Raw genomic sequence first — 21,080 nt, forward strand, 5'->3', positions numbered from 1 at the left:
ATCGCGCCACGTCTGGACAGTGTGATAAAAACCGGTGGGCTGCCTACTACTTCTGAATTGGCCGGGGCCATACAGATCAGTTATCCATCGAGTCACACGACTATTTATCTCGATACCCTGTTATATGGCCTAGAGCGTTTTAGCGACCGAGAACAGCTTCTTCAAACCTTGCTTGAGCGGTTTGGTTCGAAAACGGAAGAAGTGCCGGAGTTTGAGGATTTACTAGTAGAACAGCCTTTGTTCGACCGCAGGATGTTGGGCATTATCGATTTTCAGGTGAAAAAGCTCGACGAATTGGCCACTCATTTACAGCTGATTCCCGCTCTGCATCAGGTTTTTAGTGCGGTGTTACAACAGCAATTTGATGCAGCAATGCCCAGCGTGACGATCAATACGTCAAACCATATGTTACAGATAGTGCAGACAGCGAAGGCTTCTGACCAAGCCAGTAGCATCATCGGCGTACAAGGCCTTCTTGAAGCCGTGCTGGATGACTACAGCGGCGTGACATTGACGAAGGGTACTGGGCGTCGTTTTATTGATGAGTCCGGTAAAACCCTGACTCAAGCAGAAACAAATTCTTGCCAGCAAGCACTGGCCAAAACGGTCACCGAGTTGCCAACGGCCTTCGTAACTCAGTTGGGCAGCTATTGGTGGTCACCTGTCGGACAGGGCCAGACCCGTCGCGAATACCTCGCTGATGCCTTTGCTGAAGGCTTTCGCCAAGAACTGTACGCGCGCAGGAATGATGGCTTTCTGGTTGTTGACGATTGTCGGCGCGTCAGCACGCTCTTCGATTCCAGGCTTAAGCAGTGGGGCGAGGGCGGTCAAATACAACTCAGCACGCTGACGCTAGAAAATGAAAATTTACAGTATTCCAGACTGGCAGGCGTGTTCGTAATTGAGTCCATCGTGCCCTCGCTGCCGGAGCTGCTGATTTATTCGGCAGAAAAAGGACTGCGCCGATTTCGTGATAGGCCTGAGCTGGACGATTATTTCTCCAGCAGCGATGGACGCGTTGAATTACTTAAATACCTAGCGTTGAAAGACCGAGACTGGGTGGGGCCGACCCAGCTTTTGACCCTGAACTATGAGGCTGTTGACAGTTCGTTGTTTCTGAACTGCATTGATTCGATCATGGTTGTGCAGAACAGTAATATGCTGTTCGCGATCAATCGGCCTAAACCCGAAATAGATCAAGTCGCGGTGATGATTGACGATGCGTTGGATGTTCGCCATTTGATTGATCGTCGCCTGGCACGCTTGGAAGGCCATGATCGGTGGTCTGAAACCCCAGGTGTGTTCGCTGAAACCTGGATGAAAACACCCTCTACGCCGCTTCCGCCGGCTTCAGTTGTCAGCCAAGAAAATCCAGTTACTGTCGAGCCGTCTTCTTGGTCCCAATTGATAAAAATGCTAGACGATGATGCCGCGCTCATGTGGCAAGCGCACCCGGGTGCAGAACTTTGCGCCCGTCAACTGCTGAATAAACAGTTGGCGGTTATCGGTGAAGGTCATCTTGATGCCCAAAGTATCCGGGTGCAATTGTTGGATACAACCGTGGTTCAGCCGACCACGGCGTCGGTTGTTTCAATCTTTGAGGGTGTGGACTTAGTCACGCTGTTTCTTGAGCGTTTCAGCGGTTATAAAACCGTTGCTGTGGCGGCCGACAGCCAGATTAAGATGACACCCCAAGCGTCTTCGGCAGCCGACAGTGTGATGCGGCTAACACCTGAATTGATTAACCGTGTGCTCAATCGAGCGGGATCAGAATTTTCAGCGGCCTTAATCAGTCAAACCACAAAATTCTACACCTGCCGTCTACGGCGAGGTGATAGCCAGATATTTCCAGGGTTGACCTCGTGCGACACGCGGGCGGAGTTGCTGCGTATTGAATTGGGCCTGGAAGAGCACGTCGACAAGTTTGATCTCCAGACTAATCACGCGTTTGAGCAAACGCTGAATTTTCCTGCAAGTGGCTTGCGACGGGTATTTGGTAACGATGCGGTCGAGGTCCATAGCGTCTGGTTGACCTATGAGCCGAATGCTTCAGCCGTGCAAATGAGCAATGTCTTTATGCTCTGCCAGCCGTTGCTTGCAAGCAGCAAGTTTCTTTACTGGTCTTCGCTTCAGGGCATACAAGTGGTTGATACCCTCGTTGCGTTCAAACAAGCGCTGACCGCCAACCTGAATAGCAGTCGTGACCGCGAGAATTGGTTGGAGCTTTTCCCCGAACCGCAAAAAAGTGCCATCCGTACGGCGCTGCAGCGGCCTGAACAGGGTGTGCTTTCCATCGATACTCACCAAGTCGAAGGGCATTTCATCGAGCATTTACAAGCAGTTGAACTCCACCGCCGAGAGCAAGGTGTTGCTGACGCGGTTAACTTCGTGACGCGATGCCAATTTGAGGCAAAACTGTTTTGCAGCGTAGTCAATGCCGCCCAAATAGATGACCACACTGCAATCGCATTGGACGCTGTATCAGGCTCGATTCAATACGCGTTGTTTTATACTCAAATTCCCGACTGGTTGAAAAATGCATCATCGGACGATTTGCAGAGTTACGCGGCTATACTGGAGCGTCACTCTCAGATCAGTCACCCCGCGCATGACTTTTTGTTTGGTATACCAAAATTAGCCGTGTATGCCCGTGAACAAATCGTCAAACAATTGAACGTCGATTTTCCCGACCACTCGTTCGAACCTGACACCTTGAAGGTAACGCTTACGCGGTATGTGGGAACACCGTCGGCTACCGGCCAGACGCCTTCTTTTTTGCCCGCCGCGACTGAAGTCACCACCGAATCATTGACCGGGTTCGCACTCAATCATTTCTCTACGGTGCAGGGCGCGACGCTGTCGGTGTCCTCTGTTCATGACAGCCTAGCGGCAACACTGTTGACGCCAGGGTATGTACGGGGGCTGATTCGAAAGTTGGATGTGGGCTCGCATTACCAACAAATGCTCGCGGAAAAACTGGACAGTAAAGGGGCGGATTACTTAAACCGAAAATCCCTGTTTTTCAAACAGTGGCCCATATTGATGATTGAGTTGGCGCTGCAAAAAAAACTTGAGGGCCAGTTAACCACTCGTGCTTACGACTACCTGTGTGGCTTGATGGAGATGCCAGATACGCTCGCTCGACAGCCAGTCCACGATCAGGACATTGTCTTATGTCCTCTGCGTTTGGTGGCCAAGGTCGGTGCACAGATCGACACGGTGCCAGGGTTTCATGTGATTGGTCCCAAAGACCCTTCCAAAGGCCCCGTAGTCTTGCATTCCATCTTCAATAGGAGTTTTTGCTTCAAAGAATATGTTGACCGTGAAAGCTTGCTGCAAGACATCCGAAGCTCAAGCAGCCTGCAATCACAGCTCATGCAGCGTCTCCCGCCTGAGGTGCAAGCACGTTATGGCCATCACAGCTTCCATCTTCCGCCGTTATGGAGCGTCGAGTTTTACGTAGAGTTTCCGATGTTCTCGTTGGGCCCAGTGACCCTCGATAACGAACCGGTGAAGGGTAATGTCCTTAAGTATTTGTTTGAGGATGCTGTCAACCTACTTCAGGGCATTGCGAAACAGCAGTCAGTAACCACTGCCCAAGCAGATTGGGAGTCGTTCACCTATCTGATGACCCTCGGTGTAGAGCAAACCCTTATTTTTATGCCCAGCGAGCTCAGTTTGCTGATAACGGCCTGGCAAGGTGTTTTGTTATTGCAATCATCCGCTGACTCGGTCGCTCGTCGGGACTGGGGGAGGGCGCTAGCGGAGTTTACGGTTGCCTTGTCGGTTTTTGCGGTCGCTAAACAAGCGGCTGTGGAAGACTCAATGGTCGAACGTCAACAGTCCCATACACTAAGCAAACTCAACTCTTTTTTAGAGTTTTCATGGAAAAACTCCCAGCTGCCTGCCGAAATAAAACTACGTTTAAAGGCGTTTGAAGCATCGGACATCGCGCTCGATGAGCTGCTCAAGGATGACCTGTACAACCTATATAAGCCTCCCCTGTCGGAGAAAACCTATGCGGCTGTTGCCGGTAAGGTCTATCAGGTTCGTCAAGAGCTTGATCGCTGGTACATCGTCAATGATGACAAGATAGGCCCTAACATCAGGCTGAATGCGCAACAGCAATGGGAGCTCAATACGCTGTGGGGTTTGAAGGGCGGAGGAGGATTGCTTACACGCCCTAAATCTCGTTTGAATTCCACCGTACTAGAAGTTGACGCTGTGGTAGCCCAAACGTTCTCCGTTATCGCCACAGGGATACCTGAGATAAAGGTGCTGTATCGGCGTCGCGCGCGGCAGATAGGCCGCGCCCATTCGCAAGCTACCAAGTACCTTGAAACCTGTCTGGATAATCTTAATGTGCTGGCGCCCAACCAAGCGTTGAACACGGAGGCCAATCAAATTATCAGTGATTTTTTTGGTGTATCTACAGCCAGCCCAGAGCTTGTCCTGGCAGTCAAACGATCAGTCAAGGGGGTGTTCAAATCCATCATGCATGCTTCGTTGGCGCCTTACTCTTCATCCCGGTATGTCATTGGGTTGAATAAGCCTGGCCATGAGGCGACGCTTGCTTTCACGCTCAGGACAGACCCGCTTTCGCGTATATTTTTGAGTGAGGGCTTTTTTGAGGTACGGCTGTATCAACTCAAAACGCCAATTCCGGGACGGAGTTTCAAGCGGTCCGCACATTATCGAGCTGCGACCATTATTCATGAAGTTTCCCACCTCAGCAACGATACGCTGGATATCGCTTATTTGGAGTCCACCGCGCCTTTCCTTGATTTAATGGCGGTTGACACGCCGGACCTGGTCAGACTCAGGGATGATGTGGAGGAAATTCAGAAACGTTACCTGTCTCACCAAACGCCAAGTACTCAGTTGTTTAAGCGTTTTAAGCACGGTAGGTGGAAAGACCTCGGCAGTGATGATAGTGACGGTGAAGGCAAGGCGTTCGTGTTGGCCACAACCGGCACCTCAACTCTGGCAGACGCCCGAGTCGAGTTTTTGGCCAATGCCGATAAGCGCGCAAAAATTTTGCTCAACAACGCTGACTCTCTGACCCTATTGGTGACGTTACTGGGCCGGAGACATTTTCCAAGTCAAACCGTGTAATGACGTAACTCGCGGGCAATCAGCAAGCGCTGGATTTCGCTGGTGCCTTCGTACAGCTGAGTGATACGTGCGTCTCGGTAGTAGCGCTCCACCGGATAGTCTTCAAGGTAGCCGTAGCCGCCATGAATCTGCACGGCTTTGGAGCAGACTTTTTCAGCCATTTCCGAGGCGAACAGCTTGGCTTGCGAGGCTTCAGACAGGCATGACTTGCCTGCACTGCGCAGGCGCGCCGCGTGCAGGATCAGCAAGCGTGAGGCGTTCAACTGGGTGTGCATATCGGCGAGCATGTTAGCGATGCTTTGATGCTCAATGATCGGTTTGTCGAACTGCACGCGCTCGCGGGCATATGCCAAGGCCGCTTCAAACGCGGCCCGGGCGATGCCCAACGCTTGCGCTGCGATGCCAATGCGTCCGCCTTCGAGGTTGGACAGGGCGATGCTCAAGCCCTTGCCACGCTCGCCCAGCAGGTTGTCGTCGGGAATGCGGCAGTCGTTCAAGGTAACTGCGCAAGTGTCCGAGGCGCGAATGCCCATTTTGTGTTCTGTGCGATCAACGATGAACCCCGGCGTATCGGTCGGGACCAAAAAGGCGGAGAGGCCTTTCTTTCCCAGCTCCGGGTCTGTCACCGCGAACACAATTGCCAGTTTGGCGCGTTTGCCATTGCTGACGAATTGCTTGGCGCCATTGATCACCCATTGGCCGCCTTGCAGTTCGGCGCGGGTACGCAAGTTATGGGCTTCGGAGCCGGCGTGCGGTTCGGTTAAGCAGAAGCAACCAATCGCCTGACCGCTGGCCAGTTGCGCCAACCACGTGTTCTTTTGCGCCTGTGTGCCGTAGTTCAATACGGGGCCGCAGCCTACAGAATTGTGGATGCTCATCAACGCACCCGTGGCGCCGTCGCCTGCCGAGATCTCCTCTACGGCCAGGGCGTAGGCTACATAGTCAACATAGGTGCCACCCCATTCTTCCGGCACCACCATGCCGAGCAATCCCAGTTCGCCCATTTTCGCGACCAGTTTGTCGTCGATCCAGCCGGCTTTTTCCCAGGCTTGGGCGTACGGCGCGATTTCATTGCGAGCAAAAGCTCGCGCCATGTCGCGAATCATCACCTGTTCTTCAGTAAATTCGAGATCCTGCACGGTCTCAGCCCTCTTGGCCGGTGAAGAAACTTTCGATGTGCTCTGCCGTAAGTGCTTGCACCGTTGGTGGGTTCCACAACGGTTTTTTGTCTTTGTCGATGATCAGCGCGCGAACGCCTTCAATCAGGTCACCATGCTCAAACCATTGGCGGTCCAAGTGCAACTCCAGCTCAAAACACGCTTCGAGGGGCAAGTGACGGCCGCGCCGCAGCATGGCCAAGGTCACGCCCATCGACAGTGGCGAGCGAGTTTCCATCAGGTTGGCAGTGCTCAACGCCCAGTCATGGCTGTTGGCGACGGTCACTTCACGCAATTGCTCGATGATGCTTTGAATATCCGGCAGAGCAAAAAAGTGATCGATGACCGGGCGTAGTTTTTTCAGCGGAGCATCCGGTAACTGTTGCACGGCCATTGTTGCCAGCAGGCTTTGCAGGTCCTTCAGGGCGTTGCCATTCCACGCAAGCGTGTCCAGTTCCTGGTCCAGTTGTGTCAGCAACTTACTGCTCAGGTGCCAATCGGCGAGCCCGCAGTACAGTGCATCGGCTGCGTTGATCTGCACCCCGGTCACGCCCAGATAAATGCCTAACTCACCGGGCACTCTCGACAAAAAGTAGCTGCCACCCACGTCCGGGAAGTAGCCGATAGCGACCTCTGGCATGGCCAACCGACTGCGCTCGGTAACGATCCGCAGATCTGCGGCTTGGGCCAGGCCCATACCGCCGCCTAGAACATAGCCGTCCATCAACGCAACCACCGGTTTGCGGTAATGGTGGAGGGTTAGGTCGAGGGCATACTCTTCGAAAAAGAAGTCCAGATGAACGGTCAGGCCGTTTTTGTAGCTGTCGTACAGGGAGCGGATATCGCCACCTGCGCAAAAAGCTTTATCACCGCTGCCGCGTAACACCACGGCAAATATTTCTTCATCCTGGGCCCAGAGATCGAGCTGTTCTTGCAGTGCGCGAACCATGTCCAAGGTGAGTGCGTTCAGGCCCGCGGGGCGATTGAGGGTTAGATGGCCAATATGATTACGGACGCTGAACAACACCGCATCGGGGTCGCTCTCCGCGTTGGCGTCTAGAGTTTGGGGGGATAAAATCTTACTGCTCATTCGCTATGTCCCTACAACTTTATTGTTCTGCATACCGTTCGACGGGAGAGTGGCCTCTGGATCCTACCAGCGCAAATTTGCAAAAGACAATTGGGAATAATGCAGCAAGCTGTGGCGTTTTTGCTTGGCTAGCACTATGAGGGTGTCAGCCAAAGCATTTGGTAACGGTTTAAACGCTACTTTCAGTGAATTTCTCGACATACAGCCCAGTGGCGCCTCAAAAATGATCTCGTCGCCGACTTGGCAGCGCTCGCGAATGTAGTTGCTCTTCGCCCCGTCAGGCAGCAGGCGAATCAAAAATTGCAGTTGATTGCCAGCGTTCGACTGATTGGCAAATGAGTACGCGCGCGTGGCTTCGGTGACCGGTATCTGCTGCCGCGCATACTGGCCGGGCAGGTAGTCCAGGCGTTGGCCATTTGTGCTGGCGTCCACATGCAAAATCGCGGTGCTTGGCGAGACCTGGCAAATTGCGCTGATCCGACCAGCGCTGCTGGCGAGGGCCAACCGTGCTACATAAGTGTGAAGAAAAATCGAAGTAGAAAGCTGCGTCAGTCTGGATGCGGGTTTGTTCCAGGCGGCCCTGAAAGCCTCGTTGTGCTTCACGAAACTCCACAAGGTCATCGGGGGTGCCGAGGCCCGACACGTTGAAAAAGTCTTCGAATTGGCGGATACGGTTTTCCCGGTCTTTGTCCGATTCGTTTTTCACGCCAAGGCATTGGCTGACGATTTCGGTCTTGTTCCAGGCAACCGGGCGGATGATGCGCAATTGCGAGCTGATCTGATCAAGGAAGAACAGGCTCGGGTAGATGTTCAGGTTGCGCAGCCGGTGCATTGGCGGCGCACTCTCGCAGCGACGGCATGCTGTTTGCTGTCATTAACTGTCATAAGTCCCGCGAGTCCCCGTGATGAATGCAAGGCCGTCCTCAAATCGATGTCCACCACTTTGGGCGCCATCGAATACGGCACTGACGTTACGATCAGTGTCGAAGACGTCGAACACCTGAACTGCTATAACTTGAGTCTTCCCGTCGTGGGGGAGCAAGAGTTGGTACTGGACGGCCATTGCCTGCGCTCTGACCGCGACAATGGCCTAATGCTTTCGCCGGATGACAGTCAAGAGCTGACCATCGGCGGTGATTGCCGCAAGGTTCAAGTTGCAATCACTCGCACCGCCATGGGCCAGCCGGGATATTGAAAGCGCGCTGATAAAGGGCCTGATTCTCGCGCAACCGAACAACTACTCTGAAGAGCTGCGCCAGTTACTTGAGGTTAAATTGCCTTTTTATCTGGTTAGGGCCAAAGCCTTTATTCACGCCAAGGCGCGGGAAGATTTGCACTTGGAAGACATTGAGCAGGCGGCGGGTATTTCAAGGTTCAAGCTGTTCGAAGAGTTTAGAAAGTACCTCGCCATGTCGCCGATGGCGTACTTGAAAAAATACCGTCTTGGCGCGGTTCGCTGGGAAATACTCGAAGACACTTTGGTGCGTAATATTTCTGTGATCGCCATGGACTGGGGTTTCAGCCACTTGGGGCGGTTTTCCAGCGAGTACCGAAAGTTGTTCGATGAAACGCCCAGCGCTACCTTGCAACGCCGGGAAGCTCGTCGTATTCAAGCGTTTTGAGCGCTCAGCGAAACAGGGTGTTAAACAGAATGTGGGTCAAGCTTTGCAGCGGCTCGGTGGTGCGTTGGGCCTTGCCTATCAACATGGCGCCTTGCAGCGAAGAGACAATAAACAGCGCCGTTTTTTGGCATTCAAAATCTTTGCGCAATTCACCGGCAGCAATGGCTTGCTTGAGACAATCAGCAATGAGGCCCTGCAACGACGCGAAAATCTCCACCAACCGGTTGCGAATGATCTCGCTGTGCTCGCTGGCTTCAGCGGCGAAGTTGCCATATAGACAGCCGTTTTTAAGGCAGCCTTTTTCAAGAAACGCTTGGTGCCAATCGAAGTAACTGCGCAATCGTGCCAACGGCGTAAGCGCTTCGTTAAGCAAGGTATCGTCGAGCATCGGTTGGCTATTGGAGACGTAAAGATCGAGGATCTCCAGGCCAAACATTTCTTTGGAAACGAAGTGGTTGGTAAATGACCCTTGCGGCACGCCCGCTGCCTGCACAATATCGCGCACGCTGGCGCCTGCGAACCCACGCTCATGTACGACCTTGAGGCCTTCGATCAGTATTTTGTCGCGGTGTGATGGTTTAGCCATGGCTCGATAATCTGCTCATACACAGTGAAATCTATTTGTCCGTGGAGGCGGGCAACAAGTTGTCTTTCGAGAAGTCGATCAACGCCCTTAGTTTAGGCGATGCGTGGCGAGTTGAGCAGATCCTTGGAGTTGGGGTATTTCACCGATCTCGGTGGGAGCGAACTTGTTCGCGAAGGCCGCGACGCAGTATGTCTGGTGTACGGAGGCGTCTGCTTCCCGAACAAGGCAACGCGCCCCGGTTGGTCCACAGGCTTTCGGCATGGCGCTAGATTCGAGGCAACCCCAGATCCCATAGAGGATCTTCATCTGGCTGCTACAGAAGGACTGTGATCAATCAAGCCATTCCTTGGGCACGTCGCGTTTGAGCATCAGTTGGCATTGTTCGCTTTCCGGTTCGAACACGATCACTGCCTGACCTTTGCCCAGGGCATGTCGCACCCGGAGTACGCGGGTCTCCAGCGGCGTTTCGTCGCCGTTGTCGGTGCCGTCACGGGTGACGAAGTCCTCGATCAAACGAGTGAGGGTGTCGGCTTCAAGTTGGTCGTAGGGAATAAGCATGGTGTTCTCGCATGAATTATCGCGATGCTAGCGCGCTTGCTGGCGGCAGGCTACAACCCATAACGAGCTTTCCGTCAGGGCGACGCGCTATTCGCGCCGCCCGAGGGGCTTCCCAAGGGCTTAGGGTTCGTCGTTGCGTTGGCCGATCAGGCTCTCGACGGGGGGGACGCGAGTGTCGGATTCCATTTGCGCGTCATGCTCGATCTGATGACTGAAACGCTCCAGTGACCCCTTTGCCGGTTGTGCGTCGCTGGCAAATACTGGCGGGCTGAGAATGTAGGCACCTAGCAAACGGCTCAACGCGCTGAGGCTGTCGATGTGGGTGCGTTCATAACCGTGGGTCGCGTCGCAGCCAAAAGCGAGCAGGGCGGTTCGAATGTCGTGCCCTGCAGTCACCGCCGAATGCGCGTCGCTGAAGTAGTAGCGAAACACGTCCCGGCGCATGGGCAATTCGTTTTCAAGCCCCAATTGCAGTAAGTGCCGAGACAAGTGGTAATCGTAAGGCCCGCCCGAATCCTGCATCGCCACGCTGACCGCGTGTTCGTTGGAAGCTTGACCGGGTGCGACCGGTGCGATGTCGATACCGACAAACTCACTGACGTCCCACGGCAGCACGCCCGCCGCGCCAGTCCCGGTTTCTTCGGTGATGGTGAACAGCGGGTGGCAATCAATGAGTGGTTCGACGCCGCTGTCGACAATTGATTTCAACGCGGTGAGCAGCGCCGCCACACCGGCTTTGTCGTCCAGATGGCGTGCACTGATGTGGCCGCTGTCGGTGAATTCAGGCAGGGGATCAAAGGCCACGAAGTCACCGATGTTAACGCCCAACGATTCACAATCAGCGCGGGTTGCGCTGTAAGCATCCAGGCGCAATTCAACGTGGTCCCAACTGATGGGCATTTCATCGACTGCCTTGTTGAACGCGTGCCCGGAAGCCATCAATGGCAGCACGCTGCCGCGAATAACTCCGGTGTCGGTGAACACGCTGACGCGGCTGCCTTCGGCGAAACGGCTGGACCAGCAACCAATCGCGGCCAACGACAACCGTCCGTTTTCCTGCACGGCACGTACGCTGGCACCGATAGTATCCAAATGCGCGGAAACAGCGCGGTCTGGGCTGTTTTGCTTGCCCTTCAAAGTGGCGCGAATAGTCCCGCGCCGAGTCAGCTCAAAGGGAATGCCGAGTTCTTCCAGGCGCTCGGCGACATAGCGCACGATGGTGTCGGTAAACCCGGTCGGGCTGGGAATCGCGAGCATTTCCAACAGGACTTTCTGCAGGTACTTCAGATCCGGTTCGAGGATATTTGCAGGTGTCATGGGGTGGCTCCTAATACGATATAAAACGTGTGCCTGATACGTCGCCTTCGTGAACAAGACTACGCGTTGCGGTTGCTCCCGCCGAATCGCTGCATGGCACGGGTCCAGAGACAATCCGAATCCCGGTGGGAGCGAACTTGTTCGCGAAATAGGCGACACGGTTTAACTGTAAATCGCGTTGTGGCTATCGCGAGCAAGCCCGCTCCTACAGGCTTGGTTGCTGCACGATCAGCTATGCGCAGGCAAACTGTGGGGGAATAACAGGTCTACGAAGCGTTCTGCGGTGGGTTGTGGTTCATGGTTGGCGAGGCCGACACGTTCGTTGGCTTCGATGAATACATATTCCGGTCGATCAGCCGCAGGCACCATCAAATCAAGCCCCACCACTGGAATGTCCAGCGCCCTCGCTGCCCGTATGGACGCGTCGGCCAACACCGGATGCAGGATTGCAGTGACGTCTTCCAGGCAACCACCGGTGTGCAAATTGGCGGTGCGCCGAACGGCCAAGCGCTCGTTCGCCGGCAACACACTTGTGTAGTCATACCCGGCATAGTGCAACGTGCGCTCGGTTTCTTCGTCCAGCGGGATTTTACTTTCGCCGCCCGTGGCAGCGGAGCGACGGCGGCTTTGTGCCTCGATCAATTGGCCAATGGTGTGACTGCCGTCGCCGACCACTTCAGCCGGACGGCGGATAGCGGCCGCCACCACGTCGAAACCAATCACCACCACGCGCAGGTCCAAGCCTTGGTGATAACTTTCAAGCAGCACGCGGCTGTCGAATGTTTGAGCACGTTCGATGGCGGCGTTGACCTCTTCGATAGTGCGTAAATCCACCGCCACGCCATGACCTTGCTCACCGTCCAGCGGCTTGACCACGATGCGTTGATGCGCTTCAAGGAACGCCATATTTTCATCCGCTTCACCGGCCAACTGCTGCGCGGGCAAACATAGACCTGCGGCCTTAAGCGTGCGGTGGGTCAGGCTTTTGTCTTGGCACAGGGTCATGCTCACCGCCGTGGTCAGGTCGCTCAACGACTCGCGACAGCGCACCCGGCGCCCACCGTAGCTGAGGGTAAACAGACCGGCGTCGGCATCATCGACTTGCACATCAATGCCGCGCTTATGCGCTTCTTCGACGATGATTCGCGCATACGGATTGAAATCGGCTTGCGGGCCGGGGCCTAAAAACAGGTGCTCGTTAATACCGTTCTTGCGCTTGATGGCGAAGGTCGGCAGGTTGCGAAAACCGAGCTTGGCGTACAGGCTTTTCGCTTGTTGATTGTCGTGCAGCACCGAAAGGTCGAGGTAACTCAAACCGCGGCTCATGAAGTGCTCGATCAAATGCCGCACCAGCACTTCACCGACACCAGGCCGGGTGCATTGCGGGTCAACCGCCAGGCACCACAAACTGCTGCCGTTTTCCGGATCGTTAAAGGCCTTTTGGTGATTGAGGCCCATGATGCTGCCGATCACCGCATTGCTGCTTTCGTCCTCTGCCAGCCAATACACCGGACCGCCTTGATGGCGTGGGGTCAACAGGGACGGGTCAATCGGCAGCATTCCACGGGTCAGGTACAACGTGTTGATGGCGTGCCAGTCGGCCTCGTTTTGCGCACGACGAATGCGATAACCACGAAAGACTTTCTGGGCTGGCCGGTAATCGCTGAACCACAGGCGCAGGGTATCCGACGGGTCGAGAAACAGTTGCTGCGGCGACTGGGCCAAAACTTGCTGGGGCGCAGCGACATACAACGCTATGTCGCGTTCACCCGGCTTTTCGTTGAGCAGTTCATGAGCCAAGGTGGCGGGATCACGGTAGGTGTGGCCGATGAGCAATCGGCCCCAACCGCAGTGTAGCGCCAGCGGCTCGGCGTCGAGTTCGCTGCCATCTTCGGCGAGGCGCGCCTGCAAACGTTCGTAGGAAGGCGACTGACCGCGTAACAGCCGTTGGCTAAACACGGAGGCATTGTGTTTCATCAATCAAAGTCCTTGTTCGCTGAGCCACAGGTTCAGTGCTGCGAGTTGCCACAGCTTGGAGCCGCGCAGCGGCGTCAGCTGGCCGTCAGGATCAGTCAGCAGGCTGTCGAGCATTTCCGGACGAAACAGCCCACGGTCTTGGCTCGGGTCGAGTAGCAGCTCACGCACCCACTGCAGCGTGTCGCCTTGCAAATGCTTTAATCCCGGAACCGGGAAATAGCCTTTTTTACGGTCGATCACTTCGGCAGGGATCACCAACCGCGCGGCTTCCTTCAGCACCTGTTTACCGCCGTCAGGCAATTTGAACCTGCCCGGTACGCGGGCAGACAGCTCCACCAAACGGTAATCGAGAAACGGTGTGCGCGCTTCCAGGCCCCAGGCCATGGTCATGTTGTCGACGCGTTTTACCGGGTCATCAACCAACATCACCGTGCTGTCCAACCGCAGCGCTTTATCCACAGCCGCGTCAGCGCCCGGTTGGGCGAAATGCTCACGCACGAAATCGCCAGCCGCGTCGTTTTTGGTCAGCCACTTTGGCTGTACGGTAGCGGCGTATTCGTCATAAGTCCGGTCAAAAAACGCAGCACGATAGGCTGCGTAAGGATCGCTGGCGCCGTCGACTTGTGGGTACCAGTGGTAGCCAGCGAATAACTCATCAGCACCTTGGCCGCTTTGCACCACTTTGCAGTGCTTGGCCACTTCCCGCGACAGTAAGTAAAACGCGATGCAGTCATGGCTGACCATCGGCTCGCTCATGGCACGAAACGCCGCCGGCAGTTGTTCGATGATCTCGCTTTCATTGATGCGCAGTTGGTGATGCTGGGTGCCGTAGTGCTTGGCGATCAGGTCCGAATATTGAAATTCGTCGCCACGCTCGCCGCCCGCATCCTGGAAGCCGATGGAGAACGTCGACAAGTCTTCTACGCCGACGTCACGCAACAGGCCAACCAACAAGCTTGAATCGACACCGCCCGACAGCAGGACACCAACGTCTACCGCGGCCCGTTGCCGAATAGCTACCGCTTCGCGGGTGCTATCGAGCACACGGTCGCGCCAGTCTTCCAGAGTCAGTTTGGCTTCATCGGCATTTTGCCCGTACGGCAGGCGCCACCAGACTTTTTGTTCGGACTTGCCCGTGGCATCAATGCGCATCCACGTAGCGGGCGGCAGTTTTTCAATGCCGGCCAGCAGGGTGCGTGGGGAAGGAACCACTGAGTGGAAATTCAAATAGTGGTTCAGCGCGACGGGGTCGAGCATCGGGCTAATGTCGCCGCCTTTGAGCAGCGCGGGCAGGGTTGAAGCAAAGCGCAATCGTTTGTCGGTGTGCGACAAATAAAGCGGTTTGACGCCCAAACGGTCGCGCGCAATGAACAGCACTTCGGTATCGCGCTCCCAGATGGCGAAGGCGAACATGCCATTAAGCTTGGGCAGCATATCGACGCCCCAGGCGTGATAACCCTTGAGCAACACTTCGGTGTCGCCACCGGAATAAAACGTGTAGCCGAGGATTTCCAGCTCAGTGCGCAATTCCGGGTAGTTGTAGATGGCGCCGTTGAATGCCAGCGACAGACCGAGAGAATGGTCAACCATCGGCTGCGCGGACGCCTCCGACAGGTCCATGATTTTCAGCCGCCGATGCCCAAGCGCAACCGGGCCTTGGGAATGAAAACCCCAAGCGTCTGGCCCGCGAGGGGCCAGATTATGAGTAATCTGCTCAACAGCAGCGAGGTCCGCCGGTTGATGGTCGAAACGTAGTTCACCTGCTAATCCGCACATAAGTCCTTACCGGGTTTCCGTTGGGGAGGGCAGACGATTAGTCGCCTACACCAGAAACTGACCAGTGAGATTTGCGAATGTTTTAGATCGTTCGGTTATAAGTGGGCTGAGCGGCAAGCTTCAAGCTTCAAGCTTCAAGCTTCAAGCGATAAGCATCAGCTGTCAGCCGGCTTGTAGCTTGTAGCTCGCAACTTGCAGCCGCTTCCCTTCAATACCCCGTCATCTCCAAATACCCAATGCCTTTCTGATTCCCCGTCACAGTCACCGGCCCTTCCCAATACGGAATTCGCAAGTCCATCCACGCCTTTGGATTCAGCGCAGTTGTAACGATATCCAGCTGTTTACTCGGGATCTTGACTGACCAACGGGTGGGCATTTCATGCCCGGCGACGTCACTGGTGGTCAACGGTGTGAGCTGCATCTGCGAGCCCTTAAGCAATTGCGTCTGCCCATCGGCGTCAATCCAGGTGCCGGTTACGTAGGGGTCGCCGTTCTTTTGCCGCATGCGGTATAGCATCAGTTGCGCACCGCTTTCCAAGTGCACGGAAAACCAGTCCCAACCGGTTTGGTTAGCGGTCAGGGGTTGGCTGCTCCACTCGCGGTCGAGCCAGGCGGGGCCGCTGACGTGATAGGTTTTGCCGTCAATAACCAGACTGCCCGAGGCCTGAAAGTACGGCTGGCTGTAGTAATACGACGCTTGGCCTTGTTCGGATTTTTGACTAAAACCCTGCGCCCCTTGCAGCACTAACGGTTGTGTCGAGGCGAGGTGCAGTTGGTAGCTGAACGATGGCCCTCGGGCGTGCAATTGCATGTCGGCCAGCGGGTTGTCGCTGGCGGATTGGCTGTCGAAGGTCCAGTCGTCGATCCATGCTTTAAACGGCCGTGTACTGACGCCGGCTTGCTCAACGCCACCGCGTGCGTAGCGTTCGGCGGCATAGTGCTGGGTGGCCGAGGTGACTGCTGCGTGGCCCATCCAAATAGTCTGACTGCCCCAGCCAGCTTGGTCGGGGCCTGCTTTTAGTGCGCTGCGAAACAGGGTCCATTGCACGCCGAAATCGTGACCTTGGTCGTCCTTCAGGTTCGCGGTGACATACCACCATTCAATGCGAAAGCCCTGATGGGGGCCGTGATCCTCGGGAAAGCTGAATACTTTTCCGGGGACAACCTGGGCGAATGCAGCAGCCTCGTTGCCCAACCCGGCAAAACCAGCGGCCGGGGCTTTGTCGTCGTCGCAGGCGCTCAGTAACAAGACGCCTAACGCCAGCAGCAACCCTTTAATCTTCATTGGCAAACGTCCTCAGCAGATCGGCCGGACGGCTGCGATACAGTTTGATTAGGGGCCACGCCGAGGCCAGCAATGTCGCCAACAACGCCAGCGCCATTAATTGCGCCAGTTGTGCCGGGAATATCTGTAAGGGTAAGCGCCAACCGAAGGCCTGCACGTTGATCACCGCGTCCAGACACCACGCCAGCAACAGCCCTAGCGGCAACGCCAGCACCAGCGTCAGCACTGCCAGCAGCCAGGTTTGCCCCAGGTTGAGCAGCATCAGTTGCCGTCGGGTGACTCCCAGAGCCCACAGCGGCGCCAGTTGCCCGAGACGGCTTTGGCTCTGAGTCAGCAAGCTGATGAACAGTGCAACACCGGCTACCCCCAGTGTCAGGCTGTTGAGCGCGGCGGTGGCGGCAAACGTGCGTTCAAAGACTTGTGTTGACCAGCCTTTGAGTTGGGTTTGATCAACGATACGACTGTCATCCAGAGAGAAGCGCGCTTGAAGTTCCCGCACCAGCGAGGGCACTGCTGTCGGTGCAATGCGCAGGTTGAATCGGTTGGGCGAAAGCTGTGGCCAGTAGCGCAGTAAGTGTTGCGCGTTGACCAGCAAGTGGCCCTTGGGATTACCGTAATCGGCATAGATCGCGACGATTCGCGGCGACCACTGACCTTGGGGCGTGGGGATCGTCAGGTGATCGCCGACACCGACTTTCAATCGTCGCGCCAGTTGTTCGCTGAGCATCAGCGTGTCGTCCTGCGTCAACTGATCCCAAGGGTCGCCCGATGCCGACTCCAGCAGCGGCCAGTGTTGACGATAAGTCGAGTGGTCGATTACCCCAAACAAATCCGCCGGCCAGCCCTGCAACTGAACTGAGACTTGCCAGTTAGGCAGCACCGCAGTGACCGAGGGTTGTTGGCTGAGCCAGGTTTGCAGGTCACGTGCCTGTGCGGGGTCAGTAGGGTTGAGGTACAGCTCGGCGGTCAACCGCTGCTCCAGCCAGTGGGTGAATGTCTGGCGAAAGCCGGAGGTCATACTGCCCGCGCCAATATTGGCTGAAAGGGCCAGCAGCAGTGCCATCAATGCCAGGCTCAAGGCGGGTAATTGCTGGCGGCAATCAGCCAGAAACCATTGACCGAGTACCGACCGGCTGTGGCTCAGCAAGCGGTTGAGCAGGCCGTTGAGTAACACCGGTAATTCCAGTGCGGCGCCCAACAGCAGGGTGCCCATCAGCACAAAACCACTGGTGAGGCTGTCGCCGAAAAACAACGCGATCAGCGCCACGCTAATCGCCAGTGCGGCGACCCAGGCCTGACGACGCAACCAGTGGCTGTGGGCTTGGTGCCAGGCTTGTGCATTGGCCAGCGCCAACAACGGCATGCGTGCCGCGCGCAACAGGCTGTTGGCGCCAGCGAGCAACGCGCCGAGCAAACTCAAACCAACGCCGCTGGCCCACCACCAGGGGCTCAAGCTAAGCTGCCCGGCCACTTCGGCGCCGTATAACCCGCGCAGGCTGGCGGCGACATCGGGCAGCAAAATGCTCGCGAGAAAGTAACCGCTGATGACCCCGGCGATGCCGCCGAGCAGGGCCAGGCAACCCAGCTCGACACCCAGGCTGATGATCAATAAGCGTGCACTGACCCCGCAGGCGCGCAGGGTTCTCAGCAGTCCACGGCGTTGCTCCAGGGCTAGGCCGATGGCCGCATGCACGATGAACAATCCCACCACGAACGACAGAAATCCCAGGGCGTCGAGGTTCAGGTGAAAACTCTCGGTCAGGCGCGCCAGATTATTTTCTTCACCACTGGTTTTCAGCACCAATTGCCCGGCTACATCGGCGGGCAATACCGGCTTGCTGGCGGCGAATGCCTTGGGCAGCAACAAGCGTGTTACCTGCTGCGGCAGGCCCAGCAATTGCTGCGCGAAGCCTATATCCACCAGTAACAAACCGGGCGCCATGTCGGCTTGACTGTGTAGCGGCGGCAAGGCTTGCCCGCTTTCAGTCAGCGGCGTGTCACCTTCTTTTAAACCCAGGGTCTCTAAGGTCTGCGGCGCAATCCAAGTGCTGCCCGGCGCGCTGAAAAAACCGATCATCTGCGCGATGTCCAAGGACTTGCCCGCCACCGCCGAGCCGCCGGGCAACGACAGCGGTTCGATGCCCATCAATTGCAGGCGTTGGTCTTCATGGCCCTTGAGGGTCAGGCGCGCTTGCAGTACCGGCGACACCGGCCAACCGGCGCGGCGCAGGTTGACGAACAGCGCTTGTGGAAACGTCGCACCGTTAGGTGCGCTGAGGCTGGCCTGAGGTTCGCCGCCGATCAATTGACTGGCGCGAGCATAACTTTCCCGCGCCTGGCTGTTCAGCGCCTGCACGCCGGTGAGCAAACTGGTCGCTAGCCACAGCCCGGTGAGTACGCTGAAAAATTGCACCGGGTGCCGACGCCAATGGCTCAGCAGCGCACGCAGTGTCCAATAGAAAACTCGCACTTCAGCGCGCGCCTGCGCTGGCCAGACGCCCGCCGTGCAACACCACTTTGCTCGCCAATCGCGCTGCAATGCGCGGGCTGTGGGTAACCATCAGCAGACTGGTGGGGCTGTCGTTCAATAGATCCAAGAGGAGTTGCAGAACTTCGTCACTGGTGGCTTCGTCCAGATTGCCGGTGGGTTCGTCAGCCAATAGCAGACCGGGGCGCGAGGCGAGGGCGCGGCCAAGCGCGACGCGTTGCTGCTGACCACCGGACAGTTGTTCCGGGTAACGTTTGAGCAATTCGCCGAGCCCCAACCGCTCGATCAATTGTGCTTGCCAGCCTGCATCGTAACGCCCTGCAAGGCGCGCCTGAAATGCCAGGTTGTCTTCAACTTTGAGGCTGCTGATGAGGTTGAACTGTTGAAACACCAGACCGATTTCGGTACGCCGCCAGTTGGCGAGCTGGGTTTCATTCATCTGATCCAGTCGATGCCCGCCGATGCGGATCATGCCGCGGTCGACGTTGTCCAGGCCGGCGACCAAGTGCAATAAAGTGCTTTTGCCGCTGCCTGATTCTCCCATCAGCGCCAGGCTGCTGCCGTGTTCGAGGTTTAGATCAACTCCCTGCAATACCGCCAACGGGCCTTGCGGTGTGGCGTAGCTTTTGTACACGGCTTGCACTTGCAGCATGAGGTTGGCCTGGGGAGTGAGGTGGGCAGAGGATAGCTGCTATGGCATTTGCTGGCATTGATTATGGTGCGTCTACCCGACCTTTGTGGTTGCTGAACCTCATGCTTTACCGCGTATCAACCCGCGCAACGCAAACCGGTTTGGGTGGCAGGCTTCGGCGACGCTGCGGGGCAGCGGCAGGGGTTCGTTGTCGAGCCAGGCGGCGAGCAGTTCACCCGACAATGGCGCGGTGATCAGGCCGCGTGAGCCGTGGCCGCTGTTGATGTACAAGCCGTCGAGCCATGGGCATTCGACGTCCGGCACCTGACGCGCGTCTTTACCCAGTACGGCATAGGACTCGACGAACGCTTCTTTATCCGCCAGCGGGCCAACGATGGGCAGGTAGTCCGGGCTGGTGCAGCGAAATCCAGCAAAGCCCAGCAACGCTTCAGGCGGCAGGCTATCTGCGCCGAGACGTTCCACTAGATCCGTCGAAATCTCCTGCAGCAATTGCAGGTTATCCAAATGGTCAGCCGTGGTCGGCGTCAGGTCATCGCTTTTGAAATTGAAACTGGCGCCCAAGGTGTGCTCACCGCAGCGTGCCGGTGCGATGTAGCCTTCGGCGCAGACCACGATGTTCAACGCCGAACTCGCCGGGGTTTCGCTCAGGCGGGTGATCTGCCCACGAATGCGTTTCAACGGTAACTCGGCACTGGCCGGGAAGCGTTTGACTTCGGCCGCTCCAGCAAGCACCACCACCGGTGCCTGATCAAGCAGCCGCTCGCCATCCCACGCCTGCCACTGTTCGCCATCGCGGCGCAGTTCTACCACGTCGTGATGGGGCAGCAATTGGATGTTCGGGTGTGAAGCCTGAAAGCGACACAGCGCGGGCGGATGCACCCAACCGCCCTCGGGGAAAAACAAGCCGCCACACGCCAGGGCAATACCGGCCTGAGCCTGGGCGTGTGGCAGATCCACTTGATGCAACAGATCAGCAGGAAACGCCTGGGCCAATTGCGCCTGGCGCTCGGCTTCCTTGGCATTGAACCCTAGTTGCAACACGCCGCACGCATCCCAATCCAGGCCACGCTGCAAGCTTTCCAACAGGCGCCGGGTATGGCCGAAACCGCTCAAAATCAGCTGTGACAACGCCGTGCCGTGGGCCGAGAGTTTTAGATACAACACGCCCTGAGGATTGCCCGAAGCCTCCTGTGCCAGATCACCGTGGCGTTCCAGCAAACTCACCTGCCAGCCCCGCGCTGCAAGGCTGGCGGCTGTCGCGCAACCGGCAAGGCCCGCGCCGATCACCAGCGCCTTACGTTGTCCGTTCAGAGGCGTAGGCCGCGCAAACCACGGCTTTGGCAACGAGGGTTTGACCGCGTCTTCAGGCCAACCGACAAACACGCCGCGCAGCACTTCCCACTTGTGACCAATCCCCGGAGTTCGTTTCATCTTGAACCCGGCCGCGTTCAGCGCCC

The 21,080-nt window shown here is 56.6% G+C and carries 12 protein-coding genes and 3 pseudogenes; 2 read left to right on the plus strand and 13 right to left on the minus strand.

What is annotated here, in order from left to right; translation table 11 throughout:
- Positions 1-21 precede the first annotated feature (21 nt).
- Positions 22-5,115, plus strand: a complete 5,094-nt coding sequence (locus tag M0974_RS28250; protein WP_297844922.1) for a DUF6543 domain-containing protein — start codon at positions 22-24, stop codon at positions 5,113-5,115.
- On the opposite strand, the gene M0974_RS28255 is transcribed toward M0974_RS28250, so the two are convergent.
- From M0974_RS28255 to M0974_RS28270, 4 genes and pseudogenes are all read right to left on the minus strand, one after another.
- The gene (locus M0974_RS28255) at positions 5,103-6,254 is read right to left on the minus strand and encodes an acyl-CoA dehydrogenase family protein (RefSeq protein WP_297844923.1); all 1,152 of its coding nucleotides are present in this window, start codon (positions 6,252-6,254) and stop codon (positions 5,103-5,105) included. The genes M0974_RS28250 and M0974_RS28255 overlap by 13 nt on opposite strands.
- A gap of 4 nt (positions 6,255-6,258) precedes the next feature.
- Positions 6,259-7,362, minus strand: coding sequence for an enoyl-CoA hydratase/isomerase family protein (locus M0974_RS28260; protein ID WP_297844925.1), 1,104 nt, complete (start codon positions 7,360-7,362; stop codon positions 6,259-6,261).
- Positions 7,363-7,566: 204 nt separating this feature from the next.
- Positions 7,567-7,930: pseudogene (locus M0974_RS28265) on the minus strand (FAD-binding oxidoreductase); the annotation flags it as partial.
- Positions 7,931-8,194, minus strand: a pseudogene (locus M0974_RS28270) (anthranilate 1,2-dioxygenase large subunit); the annotation flags it as partial.
- 33 nt (positions 8,195-8,227) lie between these two features.
- Here M0974_RS28270 and M0974_RS28275 point away from each other — a divergent pair.
- Positions 8,228-8,984: pseudogene (locus M0974_RS28275) on the plus strand (AraC family transcriptional regulator).
- 4 nt (positions 8,985-8,988) lie between these two features.
- On the opposite strand, the gene M0974_RS28280 reads toward M0974_RS28275, so the two are convergent.
- The 9 genes from M0974_RS28280 to mnmC form a co-directional block, all read right to left on the minus strand.
- Positions 8,989-9,570: a TetR/AcrR family transcriptional regulator gene (locus M0974_RS28280; RefSeq protein WP_297844927.1), complete on the minus strand. Its 582-nt coding sequence runs from the start codon at positions 9,568-9,570 to the stop codon at positions 8,989-8,991.
- Positions 9,571-9,900: 330 nt separating this feature from the next.
- Positions 9,901-10,128, minus strand: a complete 228-nt coding sequence (locus M0974_RS28285; RefSeq protein ID WP_297844929.1) for a YheU family protein — start codon at positions 10,126-10,128, stop codon at positions 9,901-9,903.
- A 120-nt stretch (positions 10,129-10,248) separates the two neighbouring features.
- Positions 10,249-11,445 carry an osmoprotectant NAGGN system M42 family peptidase gene (locus M0974_RS28290; RefSeq protein ID WP_297844931.1) on the minus strand — a complete coding sequence of 399 codons (1,197 nt, stop codon included), beginning with the start codon at positions 11,443-11,445 and terminating at the stop codon, positions 10,249-10,251.
- 228 nt (positions 11,446-11,673) lie between these two features.
- The gene (ngg, locus tag M0974_RS28295) at positions 11,674-13,422 is read right to left on the minus strand and encodes an N-acetylglutaminylglutamine synthetase (protein ID WP_297844933.1); all 1,749 of its coding nucleotides are present in this window, start codon (positions 13,420-13,422) and stop codon (positions 11,674-11,676) included.
- Positions 13,423-13,425: 3 nt separating this feature from the next.
- Positions 13,426-15,198, minus strand: coding sequence for an N-acetylglutaminylglutamine amidotransferase (locus M0974_RS28300; protein WP_297844934.1), 1,773 nt, complete (start codon positions 15,196-15,198; stop codon positions 13,426-13,428).
- Between the two features lie 208 nt (positions 15,199-15,406).
- On the minus strand, positions 15,407-16,483 hold the full coding sequence (locus M0974_RS28305; protein WP_297844936.1) for a lipocalin-like domain-containing protein: 1,077 nt from the start codon (positions 16,481-16,483) through the stop codon (positions 15,407-15,409).
- Positions 16,473-18,953, minus strand: coding sequence for an FtsX-like permease family protein (locus M0974_RS28310; protein WP_297844938.1), 2,481 nt, complete (start codon positions 18,951-18,953; stop codon positions 16,473-16,475). Before M0974_RS28310 ends, M0974_RS28305 begins: the two co-directional genes overlap by 11 nt.
- Position 18,954: 1 nt before the next feature.
- Positions 18,955-19,623, minus strand: a complete 669-nt coding sequence (locus M0974_RS28315) for an ABC transporter ATP-binding protein (RefSeq protein ID WP_297844940.1) — start codon at positions 19,621-19,623, stop codon at positions 18,955-18,957.
- A 99-nt stretch (positions 19,624-19,722) separates the two neighbouring features.
- Positions 19,723-21,080, minus strand: a 1,358-nt coding sequence (gene mnmC, locus M0974_RS28320) for a bifunctional tRNA (5-methylaminomethyl-2-thiouridine)(34)-methyltransferase MnmD/FAD-dependent 5-carboxymethylaminomethyl-2-thiouridine(34) oxidoreductase MnmC (protein WP_297844941.1), incomplete at its 5' end; no start/stop codon positions are given.

It is taken from the genome of Pseudomonas sp. (genome assembly GCF_026224925.1).
Classification (GTDB): Bacteria; Pseudomonadota; Gammaproteobacteria; order Pseudomonadales; family Pseudomonadaceae; genus Aquipseudomonas.

Bases quoted from the DNA above. Each gene is read 5' to 3' on its own strand.
- M0974_RS28285 (WP_297844929.1), bottom strand. From the start codon at position 10,128: ATGCTTATTCCCTACGACCAACTTGAAGCCGACACCCTCACTCGTTTG.
- ngg (WP_297844933.1), bottom strand. From the start codon at position 13,422: ATGAAACACAATGCCTCCGTGTTTAGCCAACGGCTGTTACGCGGTCAG.
- M0974_RS28300 (WP_297844934.1), bottom strand. From the start codon at position 15,198: ATGTGCGGATTAGCAGGTGAACTACGTTTCGACCATCAACCGGCGGAC.
- M0974_RS28315 (WP_297844940.1), bottom strand. From the start codon at position 19,623: ATGCTGCAAGTGCAAGCCGTGTACAAAAGCTACGCCACACCGCAAGGC.
- M0974_RS28290 (WP_297844931.1), bottom strand. From the start codon at position 11,445: ATGACACCTGCAAATATCCTCGAACCGGATCTGAAGTACCTGCAGAAA.
- M0974_RS28260 (WP_297844925.1), bottom strand. From the start codon at position 7,362: ATGAGCAGTAAGATTTTATCCCCCCAAACTCTAGACGCCAACGCGGAG.
- M0974_RS28305 (WP_297844936.1), bottom strand. From the start codon at position 16,483: ATGAAGATTAAAGGGTTGCTGCTGGCGTTAGGCGTCTTGTTACTGAGC.
- M0974_RS28280 (WP_297844927.1), bottom strand. From the start codon at position 9,570: ATGGCTAAACCATCACACCGCGACAAAATACTGATCGAAGGCCTCAAG.